Genomic DNA, 25,644 nt, shown 5'->3' with positions numbered 1-25,644 from the left:
GGCCGCTGCCTGCAGTTCATGGCAGCCGGGGCCCAGATACAGCGGCCCGCGCAGCTGTTCGCCAGGTTCGAAGGCTTCCTGCGCGAAAGGCACGGCCTGCTCCTGCAGCGACAGCAAGCCGAAGAGCAGTGAACGCCCGTTGACCACCTGATGGGCCACCGTGGCCTGATGCGGCGCGAAGGCCTCCCGCAGGCTTTCGGCCGCGAGCCCCGGATCCGCCTGTGGAGTGAGGGCTACGGCGAAACCATGCAGGATCCTGCCGCGAATTGGCAGGCCGGAGGCTTCAAAGCGGGGGACAAGTTCGGTGGCGGAGACCTTCTTGTGCACCAGCAGGTCATCCAGCAGCTGTTGTCCGGTGCCCAGTTCCCAGCGCGCGGACCCGGGACGCTGCAGCAGGTCCACGCCGATGGCCACGGCCGCCATGGTCAGCACATGGTGCACTCCGGCGGGATGCTGGGCCTGAAGCGAGCAGATCAGGGAACCGAAATGCTTGCCGTGCAGGGTCACCGGCACCGCATGCCGTCCCGGGTTTCCGGCACGGTGTTCCCGGCCCGAATGCTCCTGCCAGGACTCGAATATCTGCTGCGGCGCCGTGGAACTCGGGGCGTAGCGCAGGACATGGTACCCCTGATCCTCCAAGATCACCGGTGTTCCCAGCAGCTGGGCGCAGGTGGACAGGATGCTATCGGTAGGGGCGCCGCGCTGCATCAAGGCGGTGAACAGCACGGTCACTGTGCCGCCGGCTTCAATGCGCCGGGTCTGCTCGGAGAACAACCATTCGTGCAGGGCGCCGGTGATCTCCACGAACGCGACCTTTCGGTGCATGATCACCAGCGCCAGCCCCGCCTCGCGGCAGGCCTGCACCAGTTCCTGCGGTGCCTCGCTGACCGGGGTGCCAAGCTCCAAGACCAGCAGCGGCACGTCGCACAGGGCCAGGTCCCTGACATAGCGCGTGAAATCCGGGGCCGGGCCCCAGCCAATGCCGGTGGTCAGCACCATTTCGCCGCCGCGCAGGTGGTCGCGCGGCATCATGTTCTCCAGAACGTGGGCCCATCGGATGGGCCGGGCCAGATTCTGCTGGTCCGCGAACACCTGGGGATCCCCGGTCAGCACGGGTGGAAGCTGGAGCACCTGGGCAACGGTCGGCATGCCATCGGCCGGACAAAGTGTCCGGCTGGAACCGAATTCCGCACCGTGTGTCACTGTCAGTTCCTTCCCATCTGTGCGAAGCTAGCGGTCACAGTGTATTTTGTGATGCCCTTCACACCATACAGGTTGTGCTGTACCGAGGAGGATACTGCTGATGTTTGGGTTGCCGACATTCACCGTCGTGGTGATCCTGGGCGTTCCGGCGTTCTGGGTCATCTACACCGCCACGTTCATGTGGCTCAGCCGCAACTGGAAGCGCGAGGACCTGGGAGGGGAGAAATGAGCCTGGAACTGGCCTTCCTGGTTGTCTACTTCCTCGCCATGGCCGGCATCGGCTTCTGGGCGATGAAGCGCGGGCAGTCCGACTCGGAGGGGTACCTGCTGGGCGGGCGCAGCCTGGGCCCCGGAGTCACCGCACTGCGCCTGCAAAGCTCCTCCATGTCCGGCTACATGTTCATGGGCGCCGGCTCGCTGGGCTATACGCAGGGCTACTTCGGCATGTGGTACGCCCTGGGTGACTTGGGCGGCGGCATCCTGAACCTGTCCGTGCTGGGCCGCAGGATGCGCAAGCTCTCGCAGATCCTGGGCTCGATCACCTCCATTGAATACCTGGAACACCGCTACCCATCCAAGTGGATCCGGCTGATCGCCGCACCGGTGGCGCTGTTCTGCATGTTCTTCTATGTCCTGGCCCAGTTCATTGCCGGCGGGCGTGGCCTGGAGATGGTGACCGGGGTGTCCTTCCCGCTCGCCCTGGCCATCGCCATCGGCGTGATCGTGCTCTACACGTTCCTCGGCGGCTACCTGGCGGTGGCCTACACCGACTTCGTGCAGGCCATCATCATGGTCATCGGCATCGTCTGGATCCTGATCGCCACCTTGATCGCCATCGGCGGCTTCACCGCCGGCAACGAGGCCGTGGGGCAGATCAATCCGAACCTGCTGACCATGTGGGGTGCGGACCTCGGCTTCCAGGGACAGTGGGGCGTCATCCTCGGCGCGCTCTTGGTCTTCTCCATCGGCTACATGGGCTGGCCGCACGTGGTGGTCAGCCACATGGCCATGAAGAAACCATCGGTGGCCCGCACCGCCGGCGCATACTCAATGATCTTCAACCTGCTGTTCATCCCCGGCCCCTACCTGGTGGGCATGTTCGCGCTGCTGCTGCTGCCGAACCTGGCCAACCCGGAGATCGCGATCTTCGAGGTCGCCGACGCGGTGCTGCCCAGCTTCGCGGTGGGCATCGTGATGGCCGCGATCATGGCGGCGATCATGTCCACCGCCGATGCCCTGCTGCTGCAGGCCGGCACGATTGCCGGGCAGGACATCTATGCCCGGTTCATCAACCGCAAGATGACCGACGGGCAGATGGTGTGGGTTTCGCGCATCACCGTACTGCTGTTGGCCGTGATCGGCTACGTGATCGCCGCCTTCGACCCGCCGGCGGTCGCCGCGGTGGTCATCTTCTCCACCACGGTGTTGGGCAGCGCCTTCGTTCCGGCGTATGTCTGCGCCGTGTGGTGGAAGAAGGCGAACACCGTGGGCGCGATTTCCTCAATGATTGCCGGCACCGTGGTATCGGTGGGCTGGCAGCTGTCCGGACTGCCAGATTCAACCGGCCTCGACCCGATGGTCACCGGCATCCTGGCCTCCACCATTGCCATGATCGTCGGCTCGCTGACCAGCCAGCGCAACCATCCGGTGCCCGAGCACATTGCCCGTGCCCTGGAGGAGACCGCCAAGGTGGGCCCCATCCCGGCCCGCATGCTGATGAACCAGGATGCCTACCTGGCGGCCCAGGCGGAAGTGGCGGCCCGCCATGAGTGAAGTGGTCCTTACGACCCTGGTGGATGAGCAGGACGCCTGGCGGGTGCTGAAGTCCAAGGCGCCGCAGCTGCACGCCGGCAGCGCGCGCCTGCTGCACCACCCCTTCGCCGGGTTCCAGTTCCAGGTCCCGCAGCCGGCCAGGCGGCAGCGCGCCGCCCACGTGCTGGTGGACTACTACTCCGGCAAGGCGTTCTTGAGTGACCCGTGGCGCCTGGAGGACGCGGCGGGCCTGGACCTGGCGAAGGTCAAGGACCCGAAGTGGAACACCATTGACTTTGAAACCGCCCGACACAAGGCGGCGGCGCTGGTGCGCACCGCATCGATGCGCAAGGCGAAGCTTGCCTGGCGCGGGGGAGTCAAGGAGCAGTCCTGTGTGCGTACGGTGTGGAAGCCGAACTGGATGCTGCAGGCAAGAATTGCCGACCAGGACTACCGGATCATGGTGGATGGCCTAAATGGCGGGTACTTCGTGATTGGGGGATAGGCCCCGGGACGAAGCTCCCTGTCCCTTGATAGGGCGCGAAGGGCTCCGGAAGCGGAAGGACACCTATAAAGACAAGTGGAGGAGCCACCGTGACGGTGGCTCCTCCACTTGGAGTTCTTTCCGACAGGGCCGGAAACAAAAGCGTTCTAGGCGCTCAATTCCTTGATAATCGCCTCGTTGAATGCGTCAAGGTCACCTGGGTTGCGGGAGGTGATCAGCACCCAGTTCTCAGCTGGGCAACGGAATACCTCAACGTCCTTCCAGGTGCCGCCGGCGTTGATGACGTCGGTCTTGACGGACTTGTAGGAGGTCAGGGTCTTGCCCTTGACCAAGCCGGTCTCGACCAGCAGCCACGGGCCGTGGCAGATTGAGGCGATTGGACGGCCACCGGAGGCGAAGGACTTGGCGATGCGCTGGGCGTCCTCATCCAGTCGCAGGTTGTCCGCGTTCAGCGTGCCGCCGGGCACCAGCAGCAGGTCGTAGTCCGCTTCATTCACCTCGGACAGTGCGGCGTCCGCCTGGAAAGCCTCACCCAGATCCCAGTCGCTGACGAGGCTCTGCACCTCACCGGTCTTCAGGGATGCGATGGTGACCTCGGCGCCGGCATCCTTCAGCGTCTGCACCGGGCTCTTCAGCTCATCCTGCTCCACTCCGCGGTTGGATACCACCACGAGAACCTTCTTGCCTGACAAATCGGCCATGGTCTTGCTCCTTTCGTTGGGATCCACTGGCCACGATTGCACCCGTGGACCCGGTACGCAAGAGGGGGTCAGCAACTATTCAGGTCGTGGCACTTAGTAGGGACTAGCGGGCGTGCTGGATTTGGTGCAATGGGGAACCCTTGCGCATCAGCACCAAGGTGGCCCCGATGCCCAGCGCCCCAAAGAACGCGCTGACCCACCAGGAGGAGGACCAGCTCCCGGTCACCACCACCAGCCAGGCCACCAGCATCGGGCCGGTGAAGTTTCCGATGTTGAAGATCTGCTGCATCAATCCCATGGCCGCGGGTGCCGAACCGCCCTCGGGCGCCAGATCCACCGCTATGCGCGTCATGGTCGCTGGCACCATGGCCCCGCACAGGGAGAACAAGCCGACACTGAGCACTTGGAGCAGCATCAATTCTGGCGGGTAGTCGATGGCGAAGGTCAGCACGGAAGTCGCCGCCATGATGAGGAACGCGGCGAGGAGCAGCTTCTTGGCCGAGAATCCCTTCTGCAGCAGGTTGCCGGTGCAGATGGCTCCGATGCCGTTCAATCCACCAACCACTGCAGCAAAGAGACCGCCCATCACCGGGGAAAGTCCGTCTTCGCGGTAAATGCTGGGCAGGAACCCAACGATGGCCATCCACTGCACGGTGTAGCAGCCGAAAATGAGGCCGCTGAGCCACACACGGCCGGAGGAGGCGGTCGCGATGATCCGGGTCAGGGCTGCCTTCGCTCCGGCGCTGCCAGCGGGATGGTCGGGTGCTACGACCTTGAGAATCAACGCCACCGGGATGAGTGTCGCGGCGGCAAGGAACAGCCACCACGTCTGCCAGGTGGTGTACTGCAGTGCGATAGCGGTTCCGAGTACGCCCAGAAAGGTGGCAATGCCCATGAATGCGGCCCACCAGCCCACGGCGACATTCATGCGGTGCAGCGGTGCATGGGCACGCACCAGTCCCGGACCCATCACGCTGGCCATGATGACACCCGCACCCTCGATGATGCGGGTAATCAAAAGCAGGGTCGCGCCCTGTGACAAGGACCCGGCCGCCGATCCCACGGACAGTAAGAGCAGCCCCAGAACCATGGTGTGCCTTTGGGAGATCAGTTCTGCGACAAGAGACATGGCCAACCCGCTGACCATGCCAGCCACTTGAACCACGCCGAGCAGCACGCCGGACATGAGTAGAGAGATGCCCAGTTCGTTTTGCAGCACCGGGATTGCTGAGGGGAGTTTCCAGATGTGCAGGGCGGCCATCACCCCACTGAAGACGATGACCACCCAGGCAACATCGGATCGCTGGGAGCCCAGCGATTCTTTCGTTTCAGCCACCAAAGACCCTTTCGCGCCATTGCATAATCGGCTCACCATTGCGGCCGTATCGAACGGGATTCTTCCATACGCGCGGCAAGAAGCCGATGACTGTCCCGTTCATCGAGGAAAGGGGGCCTGTCCTAATCGGTTTGGGTCACCTACTGAACCATGTGAAGCGGCTCACCGCCAAGGAAGAGCCAGGAAGAGTAGGCTGAAACTACCACTGGTTGCCCCAAAAAGGGGGCCGAAAGGAGAGACATGTCTGTCGTCGTCATCAACGCCTTGAACGTCCCGGAAGGTGCCGGAGAGGAACTCGAAGCGCGCTTCGCGGCACGCAAGCATTCGGTGGATAGCGCTCCGGGTTTCGAGGGATTCAAGCTCCTGCGTCCAATTGCCGGAGAGAGCCGTTACTTCGTTTACACCCAGTGGGCGACCCGCGAGGACTACGAGACCTGGCGAGACAACCGCGCCGGCCACGACCACTCCAAGCAGAAGCCGGTAGCTTCTGACAACGCGCTTCTTGAGTTTGAGGTTGTGGAGCTCTAACGCGGGCATAAAATTCTAGAACGGGGCTCTATGAAGCCCTGTTCGTCTTTAAACGCACCTTTCGTCAGACCCCTAAGCCACGTTGGCGCTACGAAAACGATCGTAAGCCATCTCCAAAAGATCAGTTCGTGGACGTTCTGCACGCGCGTTCGGAAGCATCATGAGTTTTTGGCCATGACGTTCTTTAAGGCCGTGCTCTAGCATCGGACCATCAATTTCATCAAGGAGATCTGACCGGATCTGTACGACATGATCGGGTCTGATGCCGAGAATGGCGGCATCGAATGCGGCGTGATGGATTTTGCACAATGCAAGCCCATTAGTAACTGATGCGATACCTAGTTCATGTGAGTCCGGGACGATATGCGCTGCATCTAGCAGCTCTTGATGACCGAGATTACATACTGCACAGCGGCGTTCGTAGGCCCGCAAGACAGTCGAACGGAAAACAGGTTGGTGTAGACGGATTTTGGTTTCCCGCTTTAGGTACCTTTTGACTGTTTCTTCGAAGACCGAGTTTTGGTCGGTGGCATGAGGAGAAAGAAGCTCCTCACTGTCCGGAGTGATAACAAATCTTTTCTCACGTTCCTCTTCGTCTATGACGTAAACAGGACATACAGCCTGGTACAGGGCCGGCCCTATTCCAACACCGATAAACCAAATCAGGGGTAGTTGGTGCTCCATCGCATTGCGGAGAGCAATATTGTCCGGATTTTGAGCGTTATCTCCCTGCCACATGTACCGTATTAGACCGTCAGTGCCGATAGTGTCTTCGTAAGGCCTAGGCTGCCCCGGGGACCGATAGACGGTTTGAATAGAAAGGGCGGCTTCTAACTGCCGCGGCTTTCGAATTCCTTGCTGCGTTGCCTGCAGGGGAAATGGTCGACCATCGAACATGAAATCTTTGATCTCTTCGCGGGTCAGGGGTACTGCGCCGTCGTTAGTTCGGAGTTTAAGCCAATCAATGGCCTCGTGACGGAGCCGCCAGTCTTCAGCCGCGGTCCACAAGTCTCGGGCCATATGAATTTCTCCTGACAAGACGCTCATTACTGCATAGTGCAAAGGCTGCCTGCACCAGCCAATCTATCCTGACAAGGAATAATACGGCAATAATTGAGACAAGTGCGCCTCCTGCAGAGAGGTAAAAAAGGTTTCGCGTCTAGGGCTGGATGCATTGCGCAAGGAGCATTAGACGCTACGAATCTTGCCCAAGTAAACGTTCCAGAGGAATCACAACTCATTCTTTGGTCGTCTATTTCGGGGCATTTTGTTCTGTAGCCCGCATGCGATTGTGGGCTTGCTCGCTTTCTTCTCTAAATTTAGAAAAACGGAGTACGGTGTCTAATACGACAGCGACGCAGTACAAAATCTGCGCCCATCCTCCGGCTCCGAAGGAGTTAAGAATGAAGGCCGCGCGCTACTACGACCGCAAGGATATCCGCATCGAGGATATCGATGAACCGACGCTGCAGCCGGGGACTGTAGCCATTGATGTTGCATGGTGCGGCATCTGCGGTACCGATCTGCATGAGTACCTCGAAGGACCGATTTTCGTTCCTCCCGCAGGACATCCGCATCCGATTTCCGGCGAGTCCGCTCCAGTCACCCTGGGCCACGAGTTCTCGGGAACGATTACCGCTTTGGGCGAAGGGGTCACGGACCTCGAAGTGGGACAGAATGTGGTTGTTGAGCCCTACATCCTCGGTGACGATGTAGATACCAGCGAGGGTCAGCCCTACCAGCTGTCCGAGAACATGAATTTCATTGGCTTGGGTGGCCGTGGTGGTGGCTTGGCAGAGAAGATTGTGGTGGAACGCCGCTGGGTACACCCAGTCGGTGACATTCCGCTGGATCAGGCAGCCTTGATTGAGCCGCTCTCTGTGGGACATCACGCGTTCGTTCGTTCAGGTGCAAAGGCGGGACAGGTCGCCATCGTTGGCGGTGCAGGTCCGATCGGTCTGCTGACCGCCGCAGTGCTGAAGGCCGAAGGCCTGACCGTATACATTTCCGAGCTCTCCGAAGCCCGCAAGGCCAAGGCACGGGAAACCGGCGTTGCCGATGAGATCTTTGATCCCCGCGAGGTGGATGTTGCGGAAAAGATCCGTGAACTGACCGGCGGTAAGGGTGCTGACGTCGGTTTCGAGTGCTCCTCGGTGCCAGTGGTGCTGGACATGCTGATCGACGCCGTGCGGCCAGCCGGCGTGATTGTGAACGTCTCGATCTGGGGCCGCAAGCCCGAGGTCGATATGCCGAACCTGGTGCTGAAGGAAATCGATCTACGCGGAACCATTGGTTACGCCAACGATCACCCGGACACCATCGAGTTGGTCTCCAGCGGCAAGCTTGATCTGGCTCCGTTCATTACCGGACGCATTGGCCTGGACGAGCTGGTCTCCGAAGGCTTTGACCAGCTCATCAACAACAATGAGCATCACGTGAAGATCATTGTGAACCCCCGGGCCTAGTCCCTACCGGGCAACTAAGCCGGCCCTTTAGAGAGGCGCGGAAGCAAGAACTCCTTGCTTCCGCGCCTCTTATGCACTTACACGGTCTTTCAAATGACCGGCTCTGCAACGCTAATCCGGCAGCTCAACGACAGCCCGCAGACCGCCAGAAGTACGCGCCGTCAACGAGAGCGAACCGTGGTGGGCTTTGACAATGCCGGCGGCGATCGCCAGTCCCAGGCCGACACCGGCCTCGTCGTCTGACCGTGCGCGCTTGGCGCTGCGCTGGAATGGCTCTGTCAGTGTGTTCACCAGCTCGGGCGGCAGGTGCTCGCCCGTATTCTCCACCGTCAAAATGCCCCTTCCTGCCGCGTTTCCAGTGCTGATCCACACCGTTCCGTTCTCAGGCAGATTGTGCACAATTGCGTTGTGAATCAGGTTGATGATCAGCTGTTGCAGCAGCGGGGGAGAGCCGTGGGTGGTCGCAACCTCATTGGCGACTTCCAAACCAACGACGCGTTTTTCTGCCAGGGGCAGCAGGGTTTCGGTGGCTTCTTCGACCAGCAACGACAGGTCGACTATTTCTGGGGTAAAGGACTTCTGTCCGGCTCGGGTCAGCCACAGCAACGACTCGGTCAGTTCGATGGCCCGCTTGTTGACTGTCCCCAACCGCTGGAGGAGCTCACCGGTGTCTATGTCCGTCTCTTTGCCGGCGACATCCAACAGTGTTTGGGTGATGGCCAATGGGGTGCGCAATTCGTGGGACGCATTGGCGGCGAATCGTTGCTGCTCCGCGACGTGTGCTTCCACTTCCTCCAGCATGGTGTCGAAGGCTTCAGCAAGCTCCCCGAATTCATCGTTGCGACCAGGGAGGTGAATCCGACGGGCGAGGTCGCCCTCGGCCACGGCGCGGGTGGTTTGCGTGATGCGATCCAAGGGGGCAAGCATTCGACCGGCGAGGAACCAGCCTCCAATGAGCCCAAAACCCAGCAGGAAGAGCAGCACGCCGGTGGCCGCGGGTCCAAAGGCATCAAGTAGATCCGAGCGGTTCGGGACGAAACCTCTAGCGCTGTCGATGTTCCCCTCGGGAACATAGCGCAGCAGGAAAACCCAGACGGCGGTGAGCAGCAGCGCGCCAGCCAACATCAGAAAACCGACGTAGCTTAAAGTGAGCTTCAGTCGCACGCTCAGCCCTTTTGGCTTTTCCACTGTCCAACACCATAGGTACTTCACTGTCCGGGGCTTCGATGCAATATCCGACCCCTGGAACTGTTGCGATCACCCACGGTTCGCCCAGACGTTTCCGCAAGGCTGAGACCGTAATGCGCACCGCATTGGTGAAGGGGTCGGCATTCTCATCCCATGCTCGTTCCAGCAGCTCCTCCGCGCTGACCACCCCACCTTCTGCCCCCATGAGGACTTCCAGTACCGCGAACTGCTTGCGTGTTAAAGCCACATAGCGGCCTTCTCGGTAAACCTCGCGGCGAAAGGGATCCAACCTTACTCCAGCTATTTCGCGGATCGGAGGGCGGTGATGAGCCCGGCGCCGACTCAATGCCCGCAGGCGCATCACCAGTTCCTGGAGCTCAAAGGGCTTCGTCAGGTAGTCATCCGCGCCCAGTTCAAAACCTGAGGCCTTCTCATCGAGCCGGTCAGCGGCGGTCAGCATCAGGATCGGCAAACCGGTACCGGAGGCCACGATGGAACGGGCTACTTCATCACCGGAGGGGCCGGGAATGTCACGGTCGAGGATGGCGATGTCGTAGGCATTGATCTCCAAAAGTTCCAAGGCCGTAGCACCGTCCCCGGCAATATCTGCAGCGATGGTTTCCAAGCGCAATCCGTCACGGATCGCCTCCGCCATCAGGAGTTCGTCCTCGACGATCAGTACACGCATAGCCCCAATCGTACGAGCCGGAACATATTGCGGGCATATCAAAATTTCGATACGGCCCGGCAACAGGACGCCGCCTTGACTGGTTCCATGAGAAAAATGCGACCGGCCAAGTGCCGCAAGAAATCCCTCCTGGCCAAAATCATCCTGGTGCTTCTGGCGCTGCTTACCACCCTGTGGGTGCTTGCGTTGGCCCTAACGCTCGGAACCCGCAGTGACTGGAGTCCCTCATCCATGGCGGCAACCGTGACGTCGGTGGTCCAGGGAGGACAAGAGCCAAGGGCAGGTGCGTTAGGGGTGGCTGGTGGGGATGTGCCTTCAGGAACCACTCTGAAGTCCCCGGTACCAGCCGTGCACTACTTGAGTCCGGACCTGCGCGAGGCGATGAATGAGGCAGCAGCCGACGCCGCCAAGGATGACATCAAGTTCATCGTCAACAGCGGCTGGCGCTCGGAAGCATTTCAGCAGCTGCTGGACGAGGCGGTAGACCGGTACGGGTCGAAGCGTGAAGCCGCCTGGTGGGTTGCAACTGCGCAGACTTCACCGCATGTCTCCGGCAACGCGATAGACATCGGATCCTATGACGCGCGGTCGTGGCTAGACCAGCACGGTCGCTACTACGGACTGTGCACGGTGTACGAAAATGAGCCGTGGCACTTTGAGCTGCGCCCGGAAGCGGTGAGCCAGGGCTGCCCCGCCCCGTACACGGATCCGACAGAAGACCCTCGGCTGCAGCGCTAGAAACACGAATTAGGTGACAAGTGGACCGTTCCTTCGATAATGAACAATCCACAGTGAGCAATCGCGGCCTACGCGGACGCCAAACCGTCGGACCGGACGCATAGGATGATTCCCAGGTTCACGAGCTGCAGCGATAAGTACCTGGCTTGCTGCACGGCAACCCTCCTCAACCGAGCGGGGTGCCCCAGGGGAAGAACCGGTCCGCGGCACCAGCCGCCGGGCAAGTCGGTGGATGCCGCGGCGGAGATAAATCCTCCGTCGCCGGGTCCTCCCATGCGAGGGGAACAACAATTGTCTGAAAACGAACGCAGCCAGCACGAGAACTTCAACAAGGAACATGCGCAGGACTTCGAGGCCTGGCGCCGGGAGCTTTACGGTGATGATGTTGTTGGCACGGAATCGGCCGCGAAGATCTATCAGGCCATGAGACTGCGTGCCGACGGCCGGGCCGAGCTGGTTCGGGGAGGCCCGCTAGAGATTCCGGTCGACAAGTACGGTCTGCCGGCAGGCATCAAGGGAAATGAACCAACGGTAAGGGAACAACTGGACCTGCGGTGGGATGCCGCACTGTTGGAAAACCCGTACGCTCCACCGTACGTCCCGCGTCCGAAGGGAAATTGGCTCATCGTCAAGAGCCAACGGTCCGCAATGCTGCTGGATGGCGAACTGTACCGCGGGTATGACACGGAACGGTACATCCACAAGTGGATGCGCGCCGGGTTTACCCCGGAACTGTACTGTCTATTGCACGCGAAGCTTGAAAGCGTCGTGGAGCGCTGCCGGAGCAAGGCGAAGTGGGCAGGGCGTGAGGATTGGTTCGAGGGCCGGTTGGCCGAACTGAATCTTTCCAGCGGGAGCCTCGGAGCGAACGGTGCGAACCTCAACCCCGAGCACTGGCAGGACCTGCCGGGCCTGCTGGTCCGCCTGCCGATCTCGGTAGCGGTGGAGAAGATCCTCCTACTGGGTATGTAGGACCCGGGGCAGGGGGCGGAGGCCTGCTACGACGAGCGACGGCGCGTTCGACGCGCAACGCTGGCAATTGGCTAAAGGGCCTTCTTTCTTCTCCAGGGGCGCGGCAAGCTGAGAACGACCGTGGCCATTATGGTCACGGTCGTTGGCTCCATCCGCAGAGAGGCAAGAACAATGTCAGGCAAAGATGTGCTGTCAGCAGACGAAATCCAGGCACGGCTCTCACAATTGCCGCACTGGCGCTACGGGCTGGGGTCCCTGCGGACCGCTTTCAAGTGCCCGAGCTCGGCCGCCGCGATTCAGCTCGTGTCGGCGATTGGCGCGCTGGCCGAGGAAGCCGGACATCATCCGGACGTGGACTGGCGTTACGACACGGTGTTCGTCAACCTGGTGTCCCACGATGTCGGCGGAGTGACGTCACGGGACTTCACCCTGGCCACCCAGATCTCCGACCAGGCCGAAAACTTTGGTGCCCAAGTGGACCTGGGCCTGGTCCGGACGGTGGAAATCGCCATCGATACCGAAAACCCGCAACAGATCTCCAAGATCTGGCAGGCTGCCCTGGGCTATGAACAGGCGGCGGACGGTGCGCTGACCGACCCGCATGGCCGTGGCCCGGCCATCTGGTTTCAGGAGACCCAAACGCCGAACCAGAACCGTTTCCACGTTGATGTGACGGTGCCCCACAGCCACAGTGGCGACCTGCTGGAAACCCTGAAAACCACCGACGCAGAGTTCGACTACGAGTACGCGCCAAGCTGGGTGATCGTCACGGACAAGCAGGGCAACCGGCTGTGCATTTGCACCGAGGCCGAGTCCGGCCGCGAATAGCCGGTTGCGGGGTGCGGCGTCGCTGCATCTGCGGTGGCACGAAGATGAAACGGTGATGTCGGCGGGAACGGCGCTCGACTGAACCGGCAGTGCAGGACCTACCGGGCGCGACTGCTGCCCGACCCACTATTGGCCGATGGTAGGAGCGACCATGGCTTTCTTTCGCAGGCGTACATCAGGCAGCAGGAAAACACGGGTGGAGTCCTCCTCGCTGGATGAACAGGCGTGGGCCTCGGTGGAGCGCCCCGCGGTGACCTTCCAGGGATTGTGGACCGACCCGCTGGGCAGGCTCGGTACCCGGTGCCTGCAGCTGCTGATCATCGGCGTGATTGCGGGCCTGGTGGTCCTGGGGATGCTGCGGCTGACCCTGATCGTGATTCCCACCCTCATCGCCGTGATCCTCTCCTGCGCCTTGTGGCCGTTGGTGATTCGGCTGCGCCGGGTCATGTCCCCGCTCTTGGCCGCGTGGACCGTCTTCCTTGGCGCGCTGCTGATCCTGGGAGGCATCGGCACCGGGCTGGTGTTCTCGGTCATCAACCAGTGGCCCACCCTGGTCGAGCAGGCCGTGGAGGGGTTCAACCAGCTGAACTCCACCGTCCAAAACGTGGTGGGCGGACTGCCGTTCAGCATTGACGGGCAGCAGCTGGATGACGCGGTGCAACGGGTGACCGCGTTCATCACCAGTTCCGAATTCGGGACCGGGGCGCTGCACACCCTCACCGCCGCCGGCAGCCTGGTCACCGGAACGATCCTGCTGCTGGTCATCCTGTTCTTCTTCCTCAAGGACGGTGACAAGATCTGGGCGTTCTTTGTCTCCTGGACGCCCGCCCACTTCCGGCACACCTGGATTCTTTCCGGGGACCGGGCGCTGCACACGTTTGGCGGCTATATTCGCGGCACCGCGATCGTGGCCGCCGTGGACACCGCAGGCATCACCCTCACCCTGCTGATTTTGCAGATACCGCTGGCGCTGCCGCTGGGGGTGGTTGTCTTCCTCGGCTCCTTCATCCCGCTGGTCGGCGCGACCGTGGTGGGGGTGCTAGCAACCCTGGTGGCGCTGGTGACCAACGGTCCGGTCAGCGCGCTGATTGTGCTGGCTGCGGTGATCCTGGTGAACCAGCTGGAGGGCCACTTCCTGCAGCCGGTGGTCATGGCGCACACCCTGAGCCTGCATCCCCTGGTGGTGTTGATGGCCTTGACTGCCGGAACCGTGCTGGGCGGAATCGTCGGTGCGGTGGTGGCCGTGCCTTTGACCGCAGCGGGGTGGCGGGTGGTGAAGGTATGGACCGGCAGAGAAACCAGCGATCCGGTGCCCCAAGCCCGTGAAGACATTGAACATGTGGAGGAACTGCAGGAAGAGGAAACGAACGCTGCCGAACAGGCCGAGGAGCTGAGCGGGGAACAGCAGCCGGACCGCCCCGACGGTCGGGACTGACCTGCTTTATTTGCGGGACCAAAGAGCAACATGTGCGTCCGCCGAACGCCCGGAAACGGCACTGAGCGGTCCTGCTGCCCGTGGTTACACTGGCAGCAGGACCGCTCAGTGCCAACCCTGGAAAGGACCGCGGACACGATGACACTCAACATCGACAAGCTGCTGGAAGACCCGGTGGTCGAAGCCATGTCGCAGGGCAAGGAGACACTCTGGTTCCGCCAGAGCCACACCCCGACCGCGCAGGCCCTTGACTCCAGCGGACTGGACGCCGATCTCATTGAGGACGCCCGACAGCGGTTTGAGCGCTTTGCCCCCTGGTTCGTGCGCCAATTCCCGGAAACCTCGATCAGCTACGGCATCATCGAATCCCCGGTGCACGGACTGCACCACCTGCAGGCCGAGCTGGATGACCGTCTGGGAAGCCAGCTGCCGGGCAAGTTGTGGATGAAGCGGGACGACATGCTGCCGGTGGCCGGTTCGATCAAGGCCCGCGGCGGGATCCACGAGGTGCTGCAGGTGGCCGAGCGGATCGTGGTGGATGCCGGGGTGCTCAAACCCACGGACAACTACGCACGGTTCGCCGACGAGGACGTGCGCCAGGTGCTCGGGGATCAAGGAATCATGGTTGGCTCCACCGGAAACCTGGGTCTTTCCATCGGGGTGGCGGCCGCCGCGCTGGGGCTGCGCACCACCGTGCACATGTCCGCCGACGCGCGCTCCTGGAAGAAGGAGCTGCTGCGTTCCCGGGGCGTGAGCGTGGTGGAACATCCCGGGGACTTCACCGAGGCGGTGGACGCCGGGCGGGCCGAAGCGGAGGCCGATCCGAGCGTGCACTTTGTGGATGACGAGAATTCGATGGCCCTGTTCGCCGGGTATTCCGCGGCCGCGCACCGGCTGGCCGGTCAGCTCAGGGCGCTGGAGGTGCGGGTCGACCAGGAGCATCCCCTGATGGTGTACCTGCCGTGCGGGGTCGGCGGCAGTCCCGGGGGAGTGAGCTTCGGGCTGAAGCACGTATTTGGGGATGCGGTGCGTTGCTTCTTCGCCGAACCCACGCATTCCCCGGCGGTGACGCTGGGGGTTCGGACCGGTCTGCATGAACGGATCAGCGCGTTCGACCTGGGATTGGACGGCAAGACCGCGGCCGATGGCCTGGCGGTGGCGCGTCCCTCCGAGCTGGTGGGCCGGGCGCTCGCTGACGTGGTGGATGGCTATGCGACGGTCACCGACCAGAAGATGCTCGCCCTGACCGCGCTGCTGGCTGACTGCGAGGACATTCGGGTGGAACCCTCGGCCACGGCCGGTCTGCTGCTGCCCTGGCGGGTGGCGGGCGATCCCGATTTCCGTGGGGCCAGCGGGCTGAGCGAAACCCAGTGGGCCAACGCCACACACCTTGTGTGGTCCACCGGTGGGGCGATGGTGCCGGAGAAGGAAATGGACGGGTACCTCCTAGAGGGACACCGGGAGCTGGAGCAGGTCCAGCTGGGCTAGGTTCGGGCGCACCATCCCTGGGATTGCTGGGCAGGGAACGCAAATGCCGCGGGTGGGCGAAGGAATTCTTCGCCCACCCGCGGCATCGTTGCTCAGGCGCTTCAATTTACTGGAAGCGCGGCCGTGCTACACCCCGAGGGTATCGCGCAGTCGGGCCACGTGGCCCTGGGCATCCACGCCGTATTCGGCGTGGCTGATGTTCCCCTGGGCATCGACCACGACGGTGGAGCGCAGGGTGCCATCGAAGGTGTTGCCGTTGACGGTCTTCTCACCGTACGAGCCGTAGGCCTTGGCGACCTCGTTGTCCGGGTCGGAGAGCAGCGGGAAGGTCAGGGATTCATCGGCGGCGAACTTGGCAATGTCGTGCGGACTGTCCGGGGAGATGCCCAGCACGCTGTAGCCGGCGCCCTGCAGCGAGTTCAGGTTGTCCCGGAAGTCGCAGGCCTCGGTGGTGCAGCCCGGGGTCGCGGCCTTCGGGTAGAAGTAGACAATGACGGACTTGCCGGCGTAGTCCGAGAGCGAGACGTCCTGACCCTCGCTGTTCTTCAGGGTGAACGCCGGAGCCTGCGCGCCGGTCTGCAGGGGAGTGGAGACTGCAGCCATGGGAAAACCTACTTTCATCTAGCGGGAAATTATTTTCATTCTAGTGATACGTCTCTCCATTTTCTAGGGCAAGTTAACGATGTTGCATCCGCTTTCCCGGCTGCCCGCGTTCTTCCGGGTGCGGGTCTATTCCCCACACCGGGCGCATCCGGTGGCACACTGGAAGCATCTGACCGCCCGAACACCGTCCTGGCCTGATTCACTGTGAAGCCGAGGAGAGCCATGTCCCCTGACGAAGTGCTGAACACCGAGGAGCTGGAGCGCAACCTGCAGCGCTTGCCCGGCTGGAGCTATGAAGCGGGCACGTTGCGGACCCGGGTTGCCTGTGCCAGCGCGCAGCAGGCGATTGACCTGTTTGCCGAAATCGCCGAACTGGCGCAGCAGGCCGAGCACCACCCCGACGTGGACTGGCGTTATGACAAGCTGCTGATCGCCTTGACCTCCCATGATGTGGGTGGGAAGATCACCGCCCGGGATGTGGCCCTGGCCCAGCAGATCAGCCATGCGGTGCTGGCCGCGCAGGCGGATCTCGGCTAGGGCGTTCGCCCTGCGCTAAGGCGCGTCATTCTGGGCTTTTGCCGCTGTTTTCCCGACGTGATCCGTGAAATGGTGGGGATATATCCGCGTCCCGTGGTGGCCTTGCGGATTCCCCAACGTTGAAGGAGCAGCATGTCGACCTATGCAGTGACCAACCCCGCTACCGGAGTCGTAGAGGCAACCTACCCCACCGCCAGCGACGCCGAGATCCAGGAGGCCATTGGCGCGGCCCACCAGGGCTTCACCACCTGGTCCACCTCCGAGATCTCCGAGCGCGTCGCGCTGCTGGAGCGGGTGGCCGACATCTACGAGGAACGCGCGGAGGAACTGGCCGCGATCATCACCCGCGAGATGGGCAAGCCGGTGCGCCAGGCCCAGGGCGAAATCAGCATTGTCGCCTCCATCTACCGCTACTACGCCAAGAACGGTCCGAAGTTCCTGCAGGACGAGGAGCTTGAGGTCGCCAGCGGCGGCAAGGCGCTGGTGCGCAAGGAAGCGGTCGGTGTGCTGTTGGGCATCATGCCGTGGAACTTCCCCTACTACCAGGTGGCCCGCTTCGCGGCGCCGAACCTGATGAACGGCAACACCATCCTGCTCAAGCACGCCCCGCAGTGCCCGGAATCGGCGCTGGCCATGGAGCAGATCTTCAAGGACGCCGGCGCCCCGGAAGGCGCCTACGTGAACATCTTCGCCACCAATGACCAGGTGGCCGACATCATCGCCGACCGCCGGATCCAGGGGGTTTCGCTGACCGGTTCGGAGCGCGCCGGTGCCGCGGTGGCCGAGATCGCCGGACGCAACCTGAAGAAGGTCGTGCTGGAACTGGGCGGCTCGGATCCGTTCCTGGTCATGGAGGATGCGGACGTGGCCCGCAGCGCCAAGCTGGGCATGCGCGCCCGCTTCGGCAACACCGGCCAGGCCTGCAATGCCGCCAAGCGCTTCATCGTGGACTCCTCGGTGTACGACGAGTTCTCCAAGGCGCTGGTGGACCAGGTGTCCGGCATCAAGATGGGCGATCCGACCGAGGCCGAGAACTTCGTCGGCCCACTTTCCTCGGCCGCGGCCCGCGACGGGTTGGCCGCCCAGGTGAAGGACGCCGTGGACAAGGGCGCAACCGTGCTCGCCGGCGGCAAGCCGGTGGACGGGGACGGCGCCTACTTTGAGCCGACCGTGCTGGCCGGGGTCACCGAGGACATGCGCGCCTTCAGCGAGGAATTGTTCGGCCCGGTCGCCGTGCTGTACAAGGTGGACGGTGAGGAGGAAGCCGTGAAGCTGGCCAACAACACCGACTACGGGCTGGGTGCCTCCATCCACACCCAGGACGCCGAGCGGGCCGACCGCATTGCCCGCCAGCTGGAAACCGGCATGGTGGCCATCAACGAGCCCTCCGGCACCGCCGCCGAGCTGCCCTTCGGTGGCGTGAAGCGCTCGGGCATCGGCCGCGAGTTGGGCAAGTACGGCATGGATGAGTTCGTCAACCACAAGCTGGTGAAGATCTCCAAGTAGGTTTCCACCCGGAGACATGCGCGATGCTGGGGGCCGAGATGATTCCCGGCTCCCGGCACCGCCCGCCCTTAGGGGGCGTTGGGAACAAAGACTTTGAACAAGCAATACTTCCGCCTTGCCGCTCAAATACGCCGAAGAACCGAGCGCTCGTACCGTTGAGCTCGTGTTCCACGCACATCCGGATAGGAACACCGCACCGGCCAGATCAGGCGAGTCGGCGAAAGCTGGAACTGCGCAGCGAAACCCTGCCTAGTGGGGAACCCCGACCACGAGAACAGCGGTGTGACTTCTCTTTGAAGATACGGCGTGAGCCATCACATCCCGGATTGTGAACACGGGCAGGGCCTGGACCTGTTGTGGATACTGCAATGAAGACCGGGAGAAGTTGCGATGATGAGGAAGACTAGGCCGTTGTCCCGGGCGAATCGTCTCAAACTGGTTGCCGATTGGCGGAAGCGAGGCGGTGCGTCACGGTCCTGACGGCCAGGACCGTGCCGCACCGCCGTGGCCGCACCTCAAGGTGCGACGGGTGGTGTCATGGCACGTGCTGGAGCTAGGCGGCCCAGTGGGCGGCCGATCGGCGCTGCATCAGCTGGCGGTATTCCGCGGTGGAGCTCTCCAGCAACTTGCCGGTGCCCCAGTGCAGGATCACACCGTAACGCCGGATCACATCGAGCATGTCCAGCTCGCCGCTGCGGTACCGCTCTGCCACGCCCTCGGCGTCCTCCTGCAGCCAACCATGGCGTCCGGCCCGAATTTCGGTGCGCAGCGCCGTGGTCTCGGTTTCCAGGATCCGGTAGTCATCCACCTCCGCGTCGACTTCCTCGATGATCACACCATAATCGGCGGCGGCCCGCTCAATGGAGACATACCCGTCGATGACGTCTTCCAGCACCTCTGCGGGGGTCCGTTCCAGCGGGTCCCCAAACCCGCCGCCGCCCGCCGAGGGGCGAGTAAAGACATCACCGGGCTGCAGCGGCACCGAGGAGAAAATGGAGCCCAGGAACTGTTCGTCCTCGGTGTCCCGGTTCAGCCACACCCCGTGCGGAATGGAAGGCAACCCGCCCTCAATGCCCCAGGTGATAGAACGCGATCGGTCGCAGCAGTAGCTCATCACGGTAGAATGCGCGTCCGTGAGCATGCCGCCCTTTTCAATCCCCAGCCCACCACGGTAGCGGCCCGGGCCGGCGGAGTCGATGGCAATTTCATGCTTGGTGGTCAGCACGGGAGACAGGCGCTCCTGGCCCTCAACCGGCTGAACCGCCAGCCCCGGCCCGAAGACCGGCGCGGTAGCACTGGCACCGTCTTTGGTGGCCCGGCCGCCCCAGCCGCCGGCCATCCAGTCGTACCACATGAAGTAGTCGTCATTTGCGGTGCGCGCGTCTTTGCCACCCACCAGCAGGTATTCCAGGTTGAAAGCGCAGGCCATCGCTCGTTCGGGCATGATCTGGCTCCACAGCTCGAAGATCCCATTCATGATCTTCTCGTAAGGCCCGGAACAGAAACCGGTGACTGCGTGGGGCCAGCCCGCGTTCACCACGGAGCCCTCCTCACCAATCTCCGCCTGCACCGCAGCGTAGAAGCCGGAGTTTAACGGCACCTCAGGGAAGAACGTCTTGGTCCCGGCATAGATTGCCGAATGGCTGGTGCCGTAGCCGGAGTTCAGGAAGGTGGAAACCGCGGGAGCCGATCCAGACAGGTCATAATGAATTCCCTGACCGTCCAGCTTCAACTTGATCTTGATGGGAACCAACCCCTCGCCCTTGCCCGGATCCACATCCAGGTAGTCGGTGGTCTCCCACTCGCCCTGCGGCAAGCCGGCCAGCTGCCTGCGCACGATGCGTTCAACGTAGTCCTGGGTTTCCTGCATGGCGGTGACCACGGTGTCCTTGCCGTACTTGTCCACCAGGCGCAGGATTTCGCGCTCGCACACTGCCGTGGCCTCGGACTGGGCGTGCAGGTCGCCCATGGCCTGTTCTGGAGCCCGGGTGTTGGAGACCAGCAACTGCGCCACGTCGTGCAGGAACGTGTTCCTGGAGTAGATGCGGACCGGGGTGATGCGCAGGCCCTCGCCGAAGTGCTCGCTGGCGTTCACGTCGAAGGAGCCGGGGACGTTGCCGCCGATGTCCGCCCAGTGCCCCTTGTTTTGGGCAAACCCGATGATGCTGCCCTCGGAGAAGATGGGGCGGATGAAGGACACGTCGTTGAAATGGGTGCCACCGCGGTACGGGTCATTGATCGCGAAGACGTCCCCGGGGTGGATGTCGGTGCCGAACTGCTCCAGCACCGCCTTGCATTGGAAGTGTAGGGTTCCGACGTGCACCGCAATGTCTCCCGAGCCCTGCATCACGGTATTGCCCTGGGCGTCGCACAGCGCCGAGGAGAAGTCCCGTGAATAGATGACGAAGGAGTAGCAAGTGCGCAGAATCTGCTCGCTCATCAAGTCCACCGAGGTGGCGAACGCGTTTTTCAGCACCTCGAAGGTGACCGGGTCCAGGGCCCGCTTGGCCGCCTGGTGTACTGGGGTTTCAATTAACTGGGTCACGACTTAGCCTTCCGTGGAATTCTCAAGGTTGTGCAGGTGAATGCGAATGTTTCCCCAGCCGTCAATTTCCGCGGTGGTGTTCGGGGGAACGACGGTGGTGGAATCGAGCTGGTCGATGATGGCCGGGCCCAGGAACGTGGCGCCGGCCGGCAGTAGGCTACGCTCGTACACCGGGGTGTCCACCCAGCCGAGCTCGCCAAAGTATACGTTGCGCCGTGAGGCGGGGGTGCCCGGGTCGGCGTTCAGCTCGGTGGCCGGGACGAAGCCCGGCTTGGGCGTCTTGCCGATGGCGGTCAACCCCAGCTGGTAGATTTCCACCGGCTGGTCCTCCTGGCTGAATGCGAATTCACGCTCGTGCTGCTGGTGGAAGGTCTCCACCGCCAGCTGAAGGGCGCCAGGGCCAGTGCCCATCGGAACGGCCAGGGAACGCCACTGCCCGGCGTAGCGCATGGAGATCTCCCTTTGCAGCAGAGCGTCCTGCTCGCTGACGCCCTCGTGACGCAGACGGGCCGTGGCCTCCTTTTCCAGCGCGGCGAACTCGGTCTCCACGTGTTTCGGATCGGTCTCCGAGGCCAGCGCGTTGAACATCACCGACAGGTCGTGACGGATGTCCACGAGCAGGCAACCCAGTGCCGAGGTGACGCCCGGGTTGGCCGGAACCACCACGGTGGGAATGGACAGTTCCCTAGCCACCTCCGCGCCATGGAGCGCGCCAGCCCCGCCGAAGGCGATGAGCGCGAAATCGCGCGGGTCATATCCACGGCGAATGGAAATCAGGCGGACGGCATCGGCCATATTGGCGTTGGCCACCTTTACGATCGAGTGCGCCGCCCCGGCGGTGCTCATGCCCAGCGGCTTTCCAATCACCCGGTCGATGGCCTCGAGCGAGAGCGTTTTGTCCAATTCTCGGGCCCCACCGGCCAGCATCGTGCCCAACCGGTTCATGGCCACATTGGCATCGCAGTTAGTGGGTTCGTTGCCGCCGGTGTTGTAGCAGGCCGGGCCCGGAGAAGCTCCGGCGGATTGCGGACCGTTGCGCAGGGAGCCGGCGATGTCCAGATGTGCCAGCGAACCGCCGCCGGCCCCGATGGTGAGCACCTCGATGGATGGGAAGACGATGGGGTGGCCGTATTCGACCTGCCATTCCTTGGTGATGCGCAGTTCACCGCCGGAGATCAATGAGATGTCTGTGGAGGTTCCACCCATGTCCAACCCGACGGCATTTTCGAATCCGCATTGCTGAGCCACGTGCTTCGCAGCGATGGCACCGGCGGCAATTCCGGAGGCGGCCAGCCGAACCGGGTAGCGCTTGACCATGCGCGGGGTCATGGAACCGCCCCCGGAGTGCAGCAACAGCAGGTCGCCCTGGTAGCCACCGGCCTTCAGCTCCTGCGCCAGGCGGTCCACGTACCCGGTCACCAACGGCGCCAGCACCGCGTTGGAGACGGTAGTGTTGAATCGATCGTGCTCAAAGATCTCGGGAAGGATCTCGGCTGAGGCGGAGACCGCAGTGTCCGGAAGCTCTTCCTGCAGGATCTCGCGCATCCGGATCTCGTTCGCCGGGTTGGCGTAGGAATTCAGGAAACAGACCGCTACGGTGCTCACCTGGCGCTTGCGCAACAAGGCGGCCAGCTGCCTGGCCTCGATTTCGTCCAGCTCGGTCAGTACGTTACCTGCGTAATCGGTGCGCTCGGTCACCTCGAAGCGGTCGCGGCGACGGATGTAGGGGCCGGAAACATCGTTGTAGGCGTCCCAAAGGTCATCCTTGGTCCCGTCGCCAATCTCGATGGCGTCGCGGAACCCTCGGGTGGTGACCAGCGCGGCTTTGGGGAAACGACGGGTGATCAACGCATTGGTGGCCACCGTGGTTCCATGCGAGAACAACGACACGTCTGCCAGGTTAATGTTGGCGCGCTGCACTCCGCTCATAACCGCCTCCATGGGGTCGTGAGGAGTGGAGGGAACCTTGGTGACGCGCATCCTCTGGGATTCATCGTCGAAGATGCAAACGTCGGTGAAGGTTCCGCCAACGTCAACGGCGACTCGTAAGTTGGCCATGTTTTCTCCTTGTGTGGCTTAGAAGTTCGTGTTATCCACTGTGGGATGTGACGTGCGTCTCTGTCACTGGTGGAAATCAAATTCCCGTGAGCGTAGATTGTATTTTCGACAACGACCTCGAAATGCCGGGACAGTTCCTGGCACGATTTCGGGAAGGGCGATGGGGTGGAGCGGCTAAGAGAGCCAGTGACGGTTCAGCAATTGCTGCAGGTTAAGTCCCTGGGAATGCATAAGGTGGTCGTGCCGCGTCCTGAACTTGCGGTGACCGGCGCCCACACCTCGGAGATCCACGAGCCAGCGCGGTGGTTTGAACCGGGGAACATGATGCTCACCACCGGGCTGCGCCTGGCCCCGGCGGGCGAGCGTGCACAGATTGCGCAAGAATTGGCTTCTGCGCTGCGCAAGGCCCGTGTAGCGGCATTATGTTTTGGGCTCGGGGTGTACTTCGAACAGGTTCCAGTCGAGCTGGTCGAAGCCTGTTCCGCGGAAGAAATCAACCTGCTGACGATTGCACGAGACGTTCCCTTTAGTCATGTAGAAAAACATGTAAATGCCCTAGGCCCTGTGACCGAGGACTACGGAATCAAGCGGGCCATGTGGCTCACAAATGATTTGCTGGACAGCATCGCCACCGACCAGCCAATTGCCTCGCTGATTCAGCGGGTAGCCTCCAGTTGCCGCGGGGCGGCCATGCTTTATGAAGACACCGGTAAGCTCATCGAATCCAGTGGCGATGGACCGGTGCACCTGGTGTTGACGGCCATCAGTGAACATGGAATGCAATACGAGCGAATCAGCATCGGCCGCTGGCGCGTTATGTACCGTTCCCTGGTCATGCGTGGTCGCGGGTATCACCTCGCCATTGCAAGCCGAAACGAGGCGGTTCTGGAAGAGGTAGGGGATCTGCTGTTGGATACTACCCAGAAGATGCTTGGTGCCATCAAGGGGCTACAGCATTTGGACACCTCGCGTCGCCGCCATGAGAGCGCACAACTGCTGACTAGCCTGCAAGATGGAATAGAGGTTTCCCGGGAACTACGCTACTGGGAGCTGATCAAGCCGTTCGGTTTTGAGCCGTACCAGCCAGTGCGCAGTGTGACGGCTGTGGTGTGTCATGAAGGAAACCTTGGTCCAAGGCGAGTGGATAACATCATCACGTCGGCGCAACGAGGGGGCGTAGCTCTGCTCTTCGCCGAAAACGGGAGCAGCCAGGACATCCAGGCTGGCTTCAATGCGCTGTTGCCCGATTCCCCTCGCGCGCTGGAGTGGCTCGAGTCCCAGCGCGAGAACCTCGCGATCGGCTTGGGTGAGGCTTCTGGTTCCCTATCGCGACTTCCGGAATTGTTGCGTGGGGCAGAACTGGCGGCAAAGGTCGCCTTGCGCGAAACCGTGCACCTGGTGGGTACCGAAGGCGTGATCATGAAGGCGGACGAACTGGATCCTGCCACATGGGTGCTGGCACGGATCGATAGTCCACTGGACCGCCAACAACTGGTGCGCTTTATCGCTCCACTTCGAGATGAACCGGAACTGGAGGAGACATTGATTTCCTTCCTCGCCCTGAACCAGGATATTGGCCAAGTAGCTTCACGAATGTTCGTTCATCAGAACACGGTGCGATATCGCCTTCGCAAGGCTGCGGAGCTGCTTGGCGGCACCATCGCCGAGGCTCGCATGATGGCGGGTCTATACCTAGCCTATGAGCGCCGAATTGTGGACCACCAATTGCGCAACCGTGATCTTGGGCCGTCTGAGGAACCACGAAACTAGGAAACGCTGTGTACATGACCTGCACGCTGGCATAGGAACTTGTGCGTTCAGGCAACAACCATTGACCGCAGGTATGACCCGGAGCTCATCCAAGCGGCAGAACACGGTCAGCTCAGGGGTGATGAGGATAGGGGGCAACGTCCGGGTCTGTTGAAAGCGACTTGTGTGGGAACTTTCTTTCTCGTGAAGACCCCGATTTTCTCCCTCCCAGCGGCAATCCGCAAATCCCGCCACCGGGCGCACTGGTTTACGCTCTGAACTGCGAAGGGTGGCTAACATGCGCGAAGGGCTATTGACACCGGCACTGCAAGTGTCTGCGGTAGCGTGGAGGCAGCCGCGGTAAACCGTGGCAGAGGCGGCAAGGAAGCAGGGGTATGGGCTGGGTTGAGGTGATCCCGTTCCTGGCGGGACTGGGAATCATCACGCTGACCGCCCAGCTGCTGGTTGGATCCATGCGCAGCGGCAGCCTGCGGCGCAACGCCGCGGTGGGCCTTCGCACCAGCGCCACGCTGGCCTCGGACGAGGCCTGGCTGACGGGCCACGCCGCCGCGGTCCCGCAGATGGCCCGCGCGGCCCGCAGTGGATGGCTGTTGCTGGCGGCTTCCGTGCTGTGCGCGGCGCTCTTTCGGCCCCCTGTGGGCTTCGCGGTGGCCGGGGCGGGCTACCTGCAGGTGATCGGCTGGCTGTTGGCCGCCGCCGTCACCGGCCATCGCGCCGCCAAGGCGGTCGCGGACGCGCTGCCCTGAGCCCGTTGTTGCGCGTCGATTCGCGGATTCCTGCCAACTTCAGCCCTGGCGG

At 62.4% G+C, this 25,644-nt stretch carries 22 protein-coding genes, 1 pseudogene and 1 riboswitch; of the genes and pseudogenes, 14 read left to right on the top strand and 9 right to left on the bottom strand.

Annotation, left to right across the window (positions count from 1 at the left end):
* The coding region (locus tag RCJ92_RS00765; protein WP_446753461.1) for a PucR family transcriptional regulator ligand-binding domain-containing protein at nucleotides 1-1,131 on the bottom strand (1,131 nt) is incomplete at its 3' end.
* Nucleotides 1,132-1,303: 172 nt separating this feature from the next.
* Here RCJ92_RS00765 and RCJ92_RS00760 point away from each other — a divergent pair.
* Genes RCJ92_RS00760 through RCJ92_RS00750 form a run of 3 tightly spaced genes read left to right on the top strand, consistent with a single transcriptional unit; the run spans nucleotide 1,304 to nucleotide 3,460 of the window.
* Nucleotides 1,304-1,432, top strand: coding sequence for a hypothetical protein (locus tag RCJ92_RS00760; protein WP_279402284.1), 129 nt, complete (start codon nucleotides 1,304-1,306; stop codon nucleotides 1,430-1,432).
* Nucleotides 1,429-2,976 (top strand): sodium/proline symporter, encoded by a 1,548-nt coding sequence (locus RCJ92_RS00755; protein WP_421014378.1) that lies wholly within the window; start codon nucleotides 1,429-1,431, stop codon nucleotides 2,974-2,976. Before RCJ92_RS00760 ends, RCJ92_RS00755 begins: the two co-directional genes overlap by 4 nt.
* Nucleotides 2,969-3,460 (top strand): hypothetical protein, encoded by a 492-nt coding sequence (locus RCJ92_RS00750; protein ID WP_346922246.1) that lies wholly within the window; start codon nucleotides 2,969-2,971, stop codon nucleotides 3,458-3,460. The genes RCJ92_RS00755 and RCJ92_RS00750 overlap by 8 nt, the downstream gene beginning before the upstream one ends.
* Nucleotides 3,461-3,606: 146 nt before the next feature.
* On the opposite strand, the gene RCJ92_RS00745 is transcribed toward RCJ92_RS00750, so the two are convergent.
* Together RCJ92_RS00745 and RCJ92_RS00740 are read right to left on the bottom strand one after the other, a co-directional pair.
* Nucleotides 3,607-4,161 (bottom strand): type 1 glutamine amidotransferase domain-containing protein, encoded by a 555-nt coding sequence (locus tag RCJ92_RS00745; protein WP_446753460.1) that lies wholly within the window; start codon nucleotides 4,159-4,161, stop codon nucleotides 3,607-3,609.
* Nucleotides 4,162-4,264: 103 nt separating this feature from the next.
* Nucleotides 4,265-5,497, bottom strand: a complete 1,233-nt coding sequence (locus tag RCJ92_RS00740) for an MFS transporter (RefSeq protein ID WP_421014377.1) — start codon at nucleotides 5,495-5,497, stop codon at nucleotides 4,265-4,267.
* Between the two features lie 240 nt (nucleotides 5,498-5,737).
* Between RCJ92_RS00740 and RCJ92_RS00735 the strand changes: the two genes are divergently transcribed.
* Nucleotides 5,738-6,025, top strand: coding sequence for an antibiotic biosynthesis monooxygenase family protein (locus RCJ92_RS00735; protein ID WP_446753459.1), 288 nt, complete (start codon nucleotides 5,738-5,740; stop codon nucleotides 6,023-6,025).
* A 72-nt stretch (nucleotides 6,026-6,097) separates the two neighbouring features.
* Here the strand turns inward: RCJ92_RS00735 and RCJ92_RS00730 are convergent, their stop codons facing one another.
* The gene (locus tag RCJ92_RS00730) at nucleotides 6,098-7,072 is read right to left on the bottom strand and encodes an HNH endonuclease (protein WP_446753458.1); all 975 of its coding nucleotides are present in this window, start codon (nucleotides 7,070-7,072) and stop codon (nucleotides 6,098-6,100) included.
* Between the two features lie 356 nt (nucleotides 7,073-7,428).
* On the opposite strand from RCJ92_RS00730, the gene RCJ92_RS00725 reads away from it, so the two are divergent.
* Complete coding sequence (locus RCJ92_RS00725; protein ID WP_360027355.1) at nucleotides 7,429-8,490, top strand: 2,3-butanediol dehydrogenase; 1,062 nt, start codon at nucleotides 7,429-7,431, stop codon at nucleotides 8,488-8,490.
* A 111-nt stretch (nucleotides 8,491-8,601) separates the two neighbouring features.
* Here the strand turns inward: RCJ92_RS00725 and RCJ92_RS00720 are convergent, their stop codons facing one another.
* Together RCJ92_RS00720 and RCJ92_RS00715 are read right to left on the bottom strand one after the other, a co-directional pair.
* A complete protein-coding gene (locus RCJ92_RS00720; RefSeq protein ID WP_446753457.1) occupies nucleotides 8,602-9,654 on the bottom strand; it encodes a sensor histidine kinase in 1,053 nt (350 codons plus the stop codon).
* A gap of 43 nt (nucleotides 9,655-9,697) precedes the next feature.
* Nucleotides 9,698-10,366: pseudogene (locus RCJ92_RS00715) on the bottom strand (response regulator transcription factor); the annotation flags it as partial.
* An 87-nt stretch (nucleotides 10,367-10,453) separates the two neighbouring features.
* Here RCJ92_RS00715 and RCJ92_RS00710 point away from each other — a divergent pair.
* The 5 genes from RCJ92_RS00710 (at nucleotide 10,454) to RCJ92_RS00690 (ending at nucleotide 15,827) form a co-directional block, all read left to right on the top strand.
* The gene (locus RCJ92_RS00710; protein ID WP_446753456.1) at nucleotides 10,454-11,104 is read left to right on the top strand and encodes a D-alanyl-D-alanine carboxypeptidase family protein; all 651 of its coding nucleotides are present in this window, start codon (nucleotides 10,454-10,456) and stop codon (nucleotides 11,102-11,104) included.
* Nucleotides 11,105-11,220: 116 nt separating this feature from the next.
* Nucleotides 11,221-11,337, top strand: a riboswitch (SAM riboswitch).
* A gap of 40 nt (nucleotides 11,338-11,377) precedes the next feature.
* A complete protein-coding gene (locus tag RCJ92_RS00705) occupies nucleotides 11,378-12,076 on the top strand; it encodes a hypothetical protein (RefSeq protein ID WP_446753455.1) in 699 nt (232 codons plus the stop codon).
* A gap of 129 nt (nucleotides 12,077-12,205) precedes the next feature.
* Nucleotides 12,206-12,904, top strand: a complete 699-nt coding sequence (locus tag RCJ92_RS00700; RefSeq protein ID WP_446753467.1) for a 4a-hydroxytetrahydrobiopterin dehydratase — start codon at nucleotides 12,206-12,208, stop codon at nucleotides 12,902-12,904.
* Between the two features lie 196 nt (nucleotides 12,905-13,100).
* Nucleotides 13,101-14,339 (top strand): AI-2E family transporter, encoded by a 1,239-nt coding sequence (locus RCJ92_RS00695; RefSeq protein ID WP_446753454.1) that lies wholly within the window; start codon nucleotides 13,101-13,103, stop codon nucleotides 14,337-14,339.
* A gap of 138 nt (nucleotides 14,340-14,477) precedes the next feature.
* Nucleotides 14,478-15,827 carry a D-serine ammonia-lyase gene (locus RCJ92_RS00690; RefSeq protein ID WP_446753453.1) on the top strand — a complete coding sequence of 450 codons (1,350 nt, stop codon included), beginning with the start codon at nucleotides 14,478-14,480 and terminating at the stop codon, nucleotides 15,825-15,827.
* A gap of 126 nt (nucleotides 15,828-15,953) precedes the next feature.
* Here RCJ92_RS00690 and bcp read toward each other — a convergent pair whose 3' ends face one another.
* Nucleotides 15,954-16,430: a thioredoxin-dependent thiol peroxidase gene (gene bcp / locus RCJ92_RS00685; protein ID WP_446753452.1), complete on the bottom strand. Its 477-nt coding sequence runs from the start codon at nucleotides 16,428-16,430 to the stop codon at nucleotides 15,954-15,956.
* A gap of 222 nt (nucleotides 16,431-16,652) precedes the next feature.
* Between bcp and RCJ92_RS00680 the strand changes: the two genes are divergently transcribed.
* Together RCJ92_RS00680 and RCJ92_RS00675 are read left to right on the top strand one after the other, a co-directional pair.
* On the top strand, nucleotides 16,653-16,967 hold the full coding sequence (locus tag RCJ92_RS00680; RefSeq protein ID WP_054820602.1) for a 4a-hydroxytetrahydrobiopterin dehydratase: 315 nt from the start codon (nucleotides 16,653-16,655) through the stop codon (nucleotides 16,965-16,967).
* A gap of 132 nt (nucleotides 16,968-17,099) precedes the next feature.
* Nucleotides 17,100-18,473 carry an NAD-dependent succinate-semialdehyde dehydrogenase gene (locus RCJ92_RS00675; protein ID WP_446753451.1) on the top strand — a complete coding sequence of 458 codons (1,374 nt, stop codon included), beginning with the start codon at nucleotides 17,100-17,102 and terminating at the stop codon, nucleotides 18,471-18,473.
* 553 nt (nucleotides 18,474-19,026) lie between these two features.
* Here the strand turns inward: RCJ92_RS00675 and RCJ92_RS00670 are convergent.
* Nucleotides 19,027-21,018 carry a hydantoinase B/oxoprolinase family protein gene (locus tag RCJ92_RS00670; protein WP_446753450.1) on the bottom strand — a complete coding sequence of 664 codons (1,992 nt, stop codon included), beginning with the start codon at nucleotides 21,016-21,018 and terminating at the stop codon, nucleotides 19,027-19,029.
* Nucleotides 21,019-21,021: 3 nt separating this feature from the next.
* Nucleotides 21,022-23,076 carry a hydantoinase/oxoprolinase family protein gene (locus RCJ92_RS00665; protein WP_446753449.1) on the bottom strand — a complete coding sequence of 685 codons (2,055 nt, stop codon included), beginning with the start codon at nucleotides 23,074-23,076 and terminating at the stop codon, nucleotides 21,022-21,024.
* A gap of 186 nt (nucleotides 23,077-23,262) precedes the next feature.
* On the opposite strand from RCJ92_RS00665, the gene RCJ92_RS00660 reads away from it, so the two are divergent.
* Nucleotides 23,263-24,846 (top strand): PucR family transcriptional regulator ligand-binding domain-containing protein, encoded by a 1,584-nt coding sequence (locus tag RCJ92_RS00660; protein ID WP_446753448.1) that lies wholly within the window; start codon nucleotides 23,263-23,265, stop codon nucleotides 24,844-24,846.
* Nucleotides 24,847-25,220: 374 nt separating this feature from the next.
* Nucleotides 25,221-25,592 carry an SdpI family protein gene (locus tag RCJ92_RS00655; RefSeq protein ID WP_446753447.1) on the top strand — a complete coding sequence of 124 codons (372 nt, stop codon included), beginning with the start codon at nucleotides 25,221-25,223 and terminating at the stop codon, nucleotides 25,590-25,592.
* The last annotated feature ends 52 nt before the right edge of the window (nucleotides 25,593-25,644 follow it).

It is taken from the genome of Glutamicibacter sp. BSL13, from assembly GCF_052928425.1.
The sequence above is the reverse complement of the archived record's forward strand: the minus strand, read 5'-3'. Positions and strand labels throughout refer to the sequence as shown.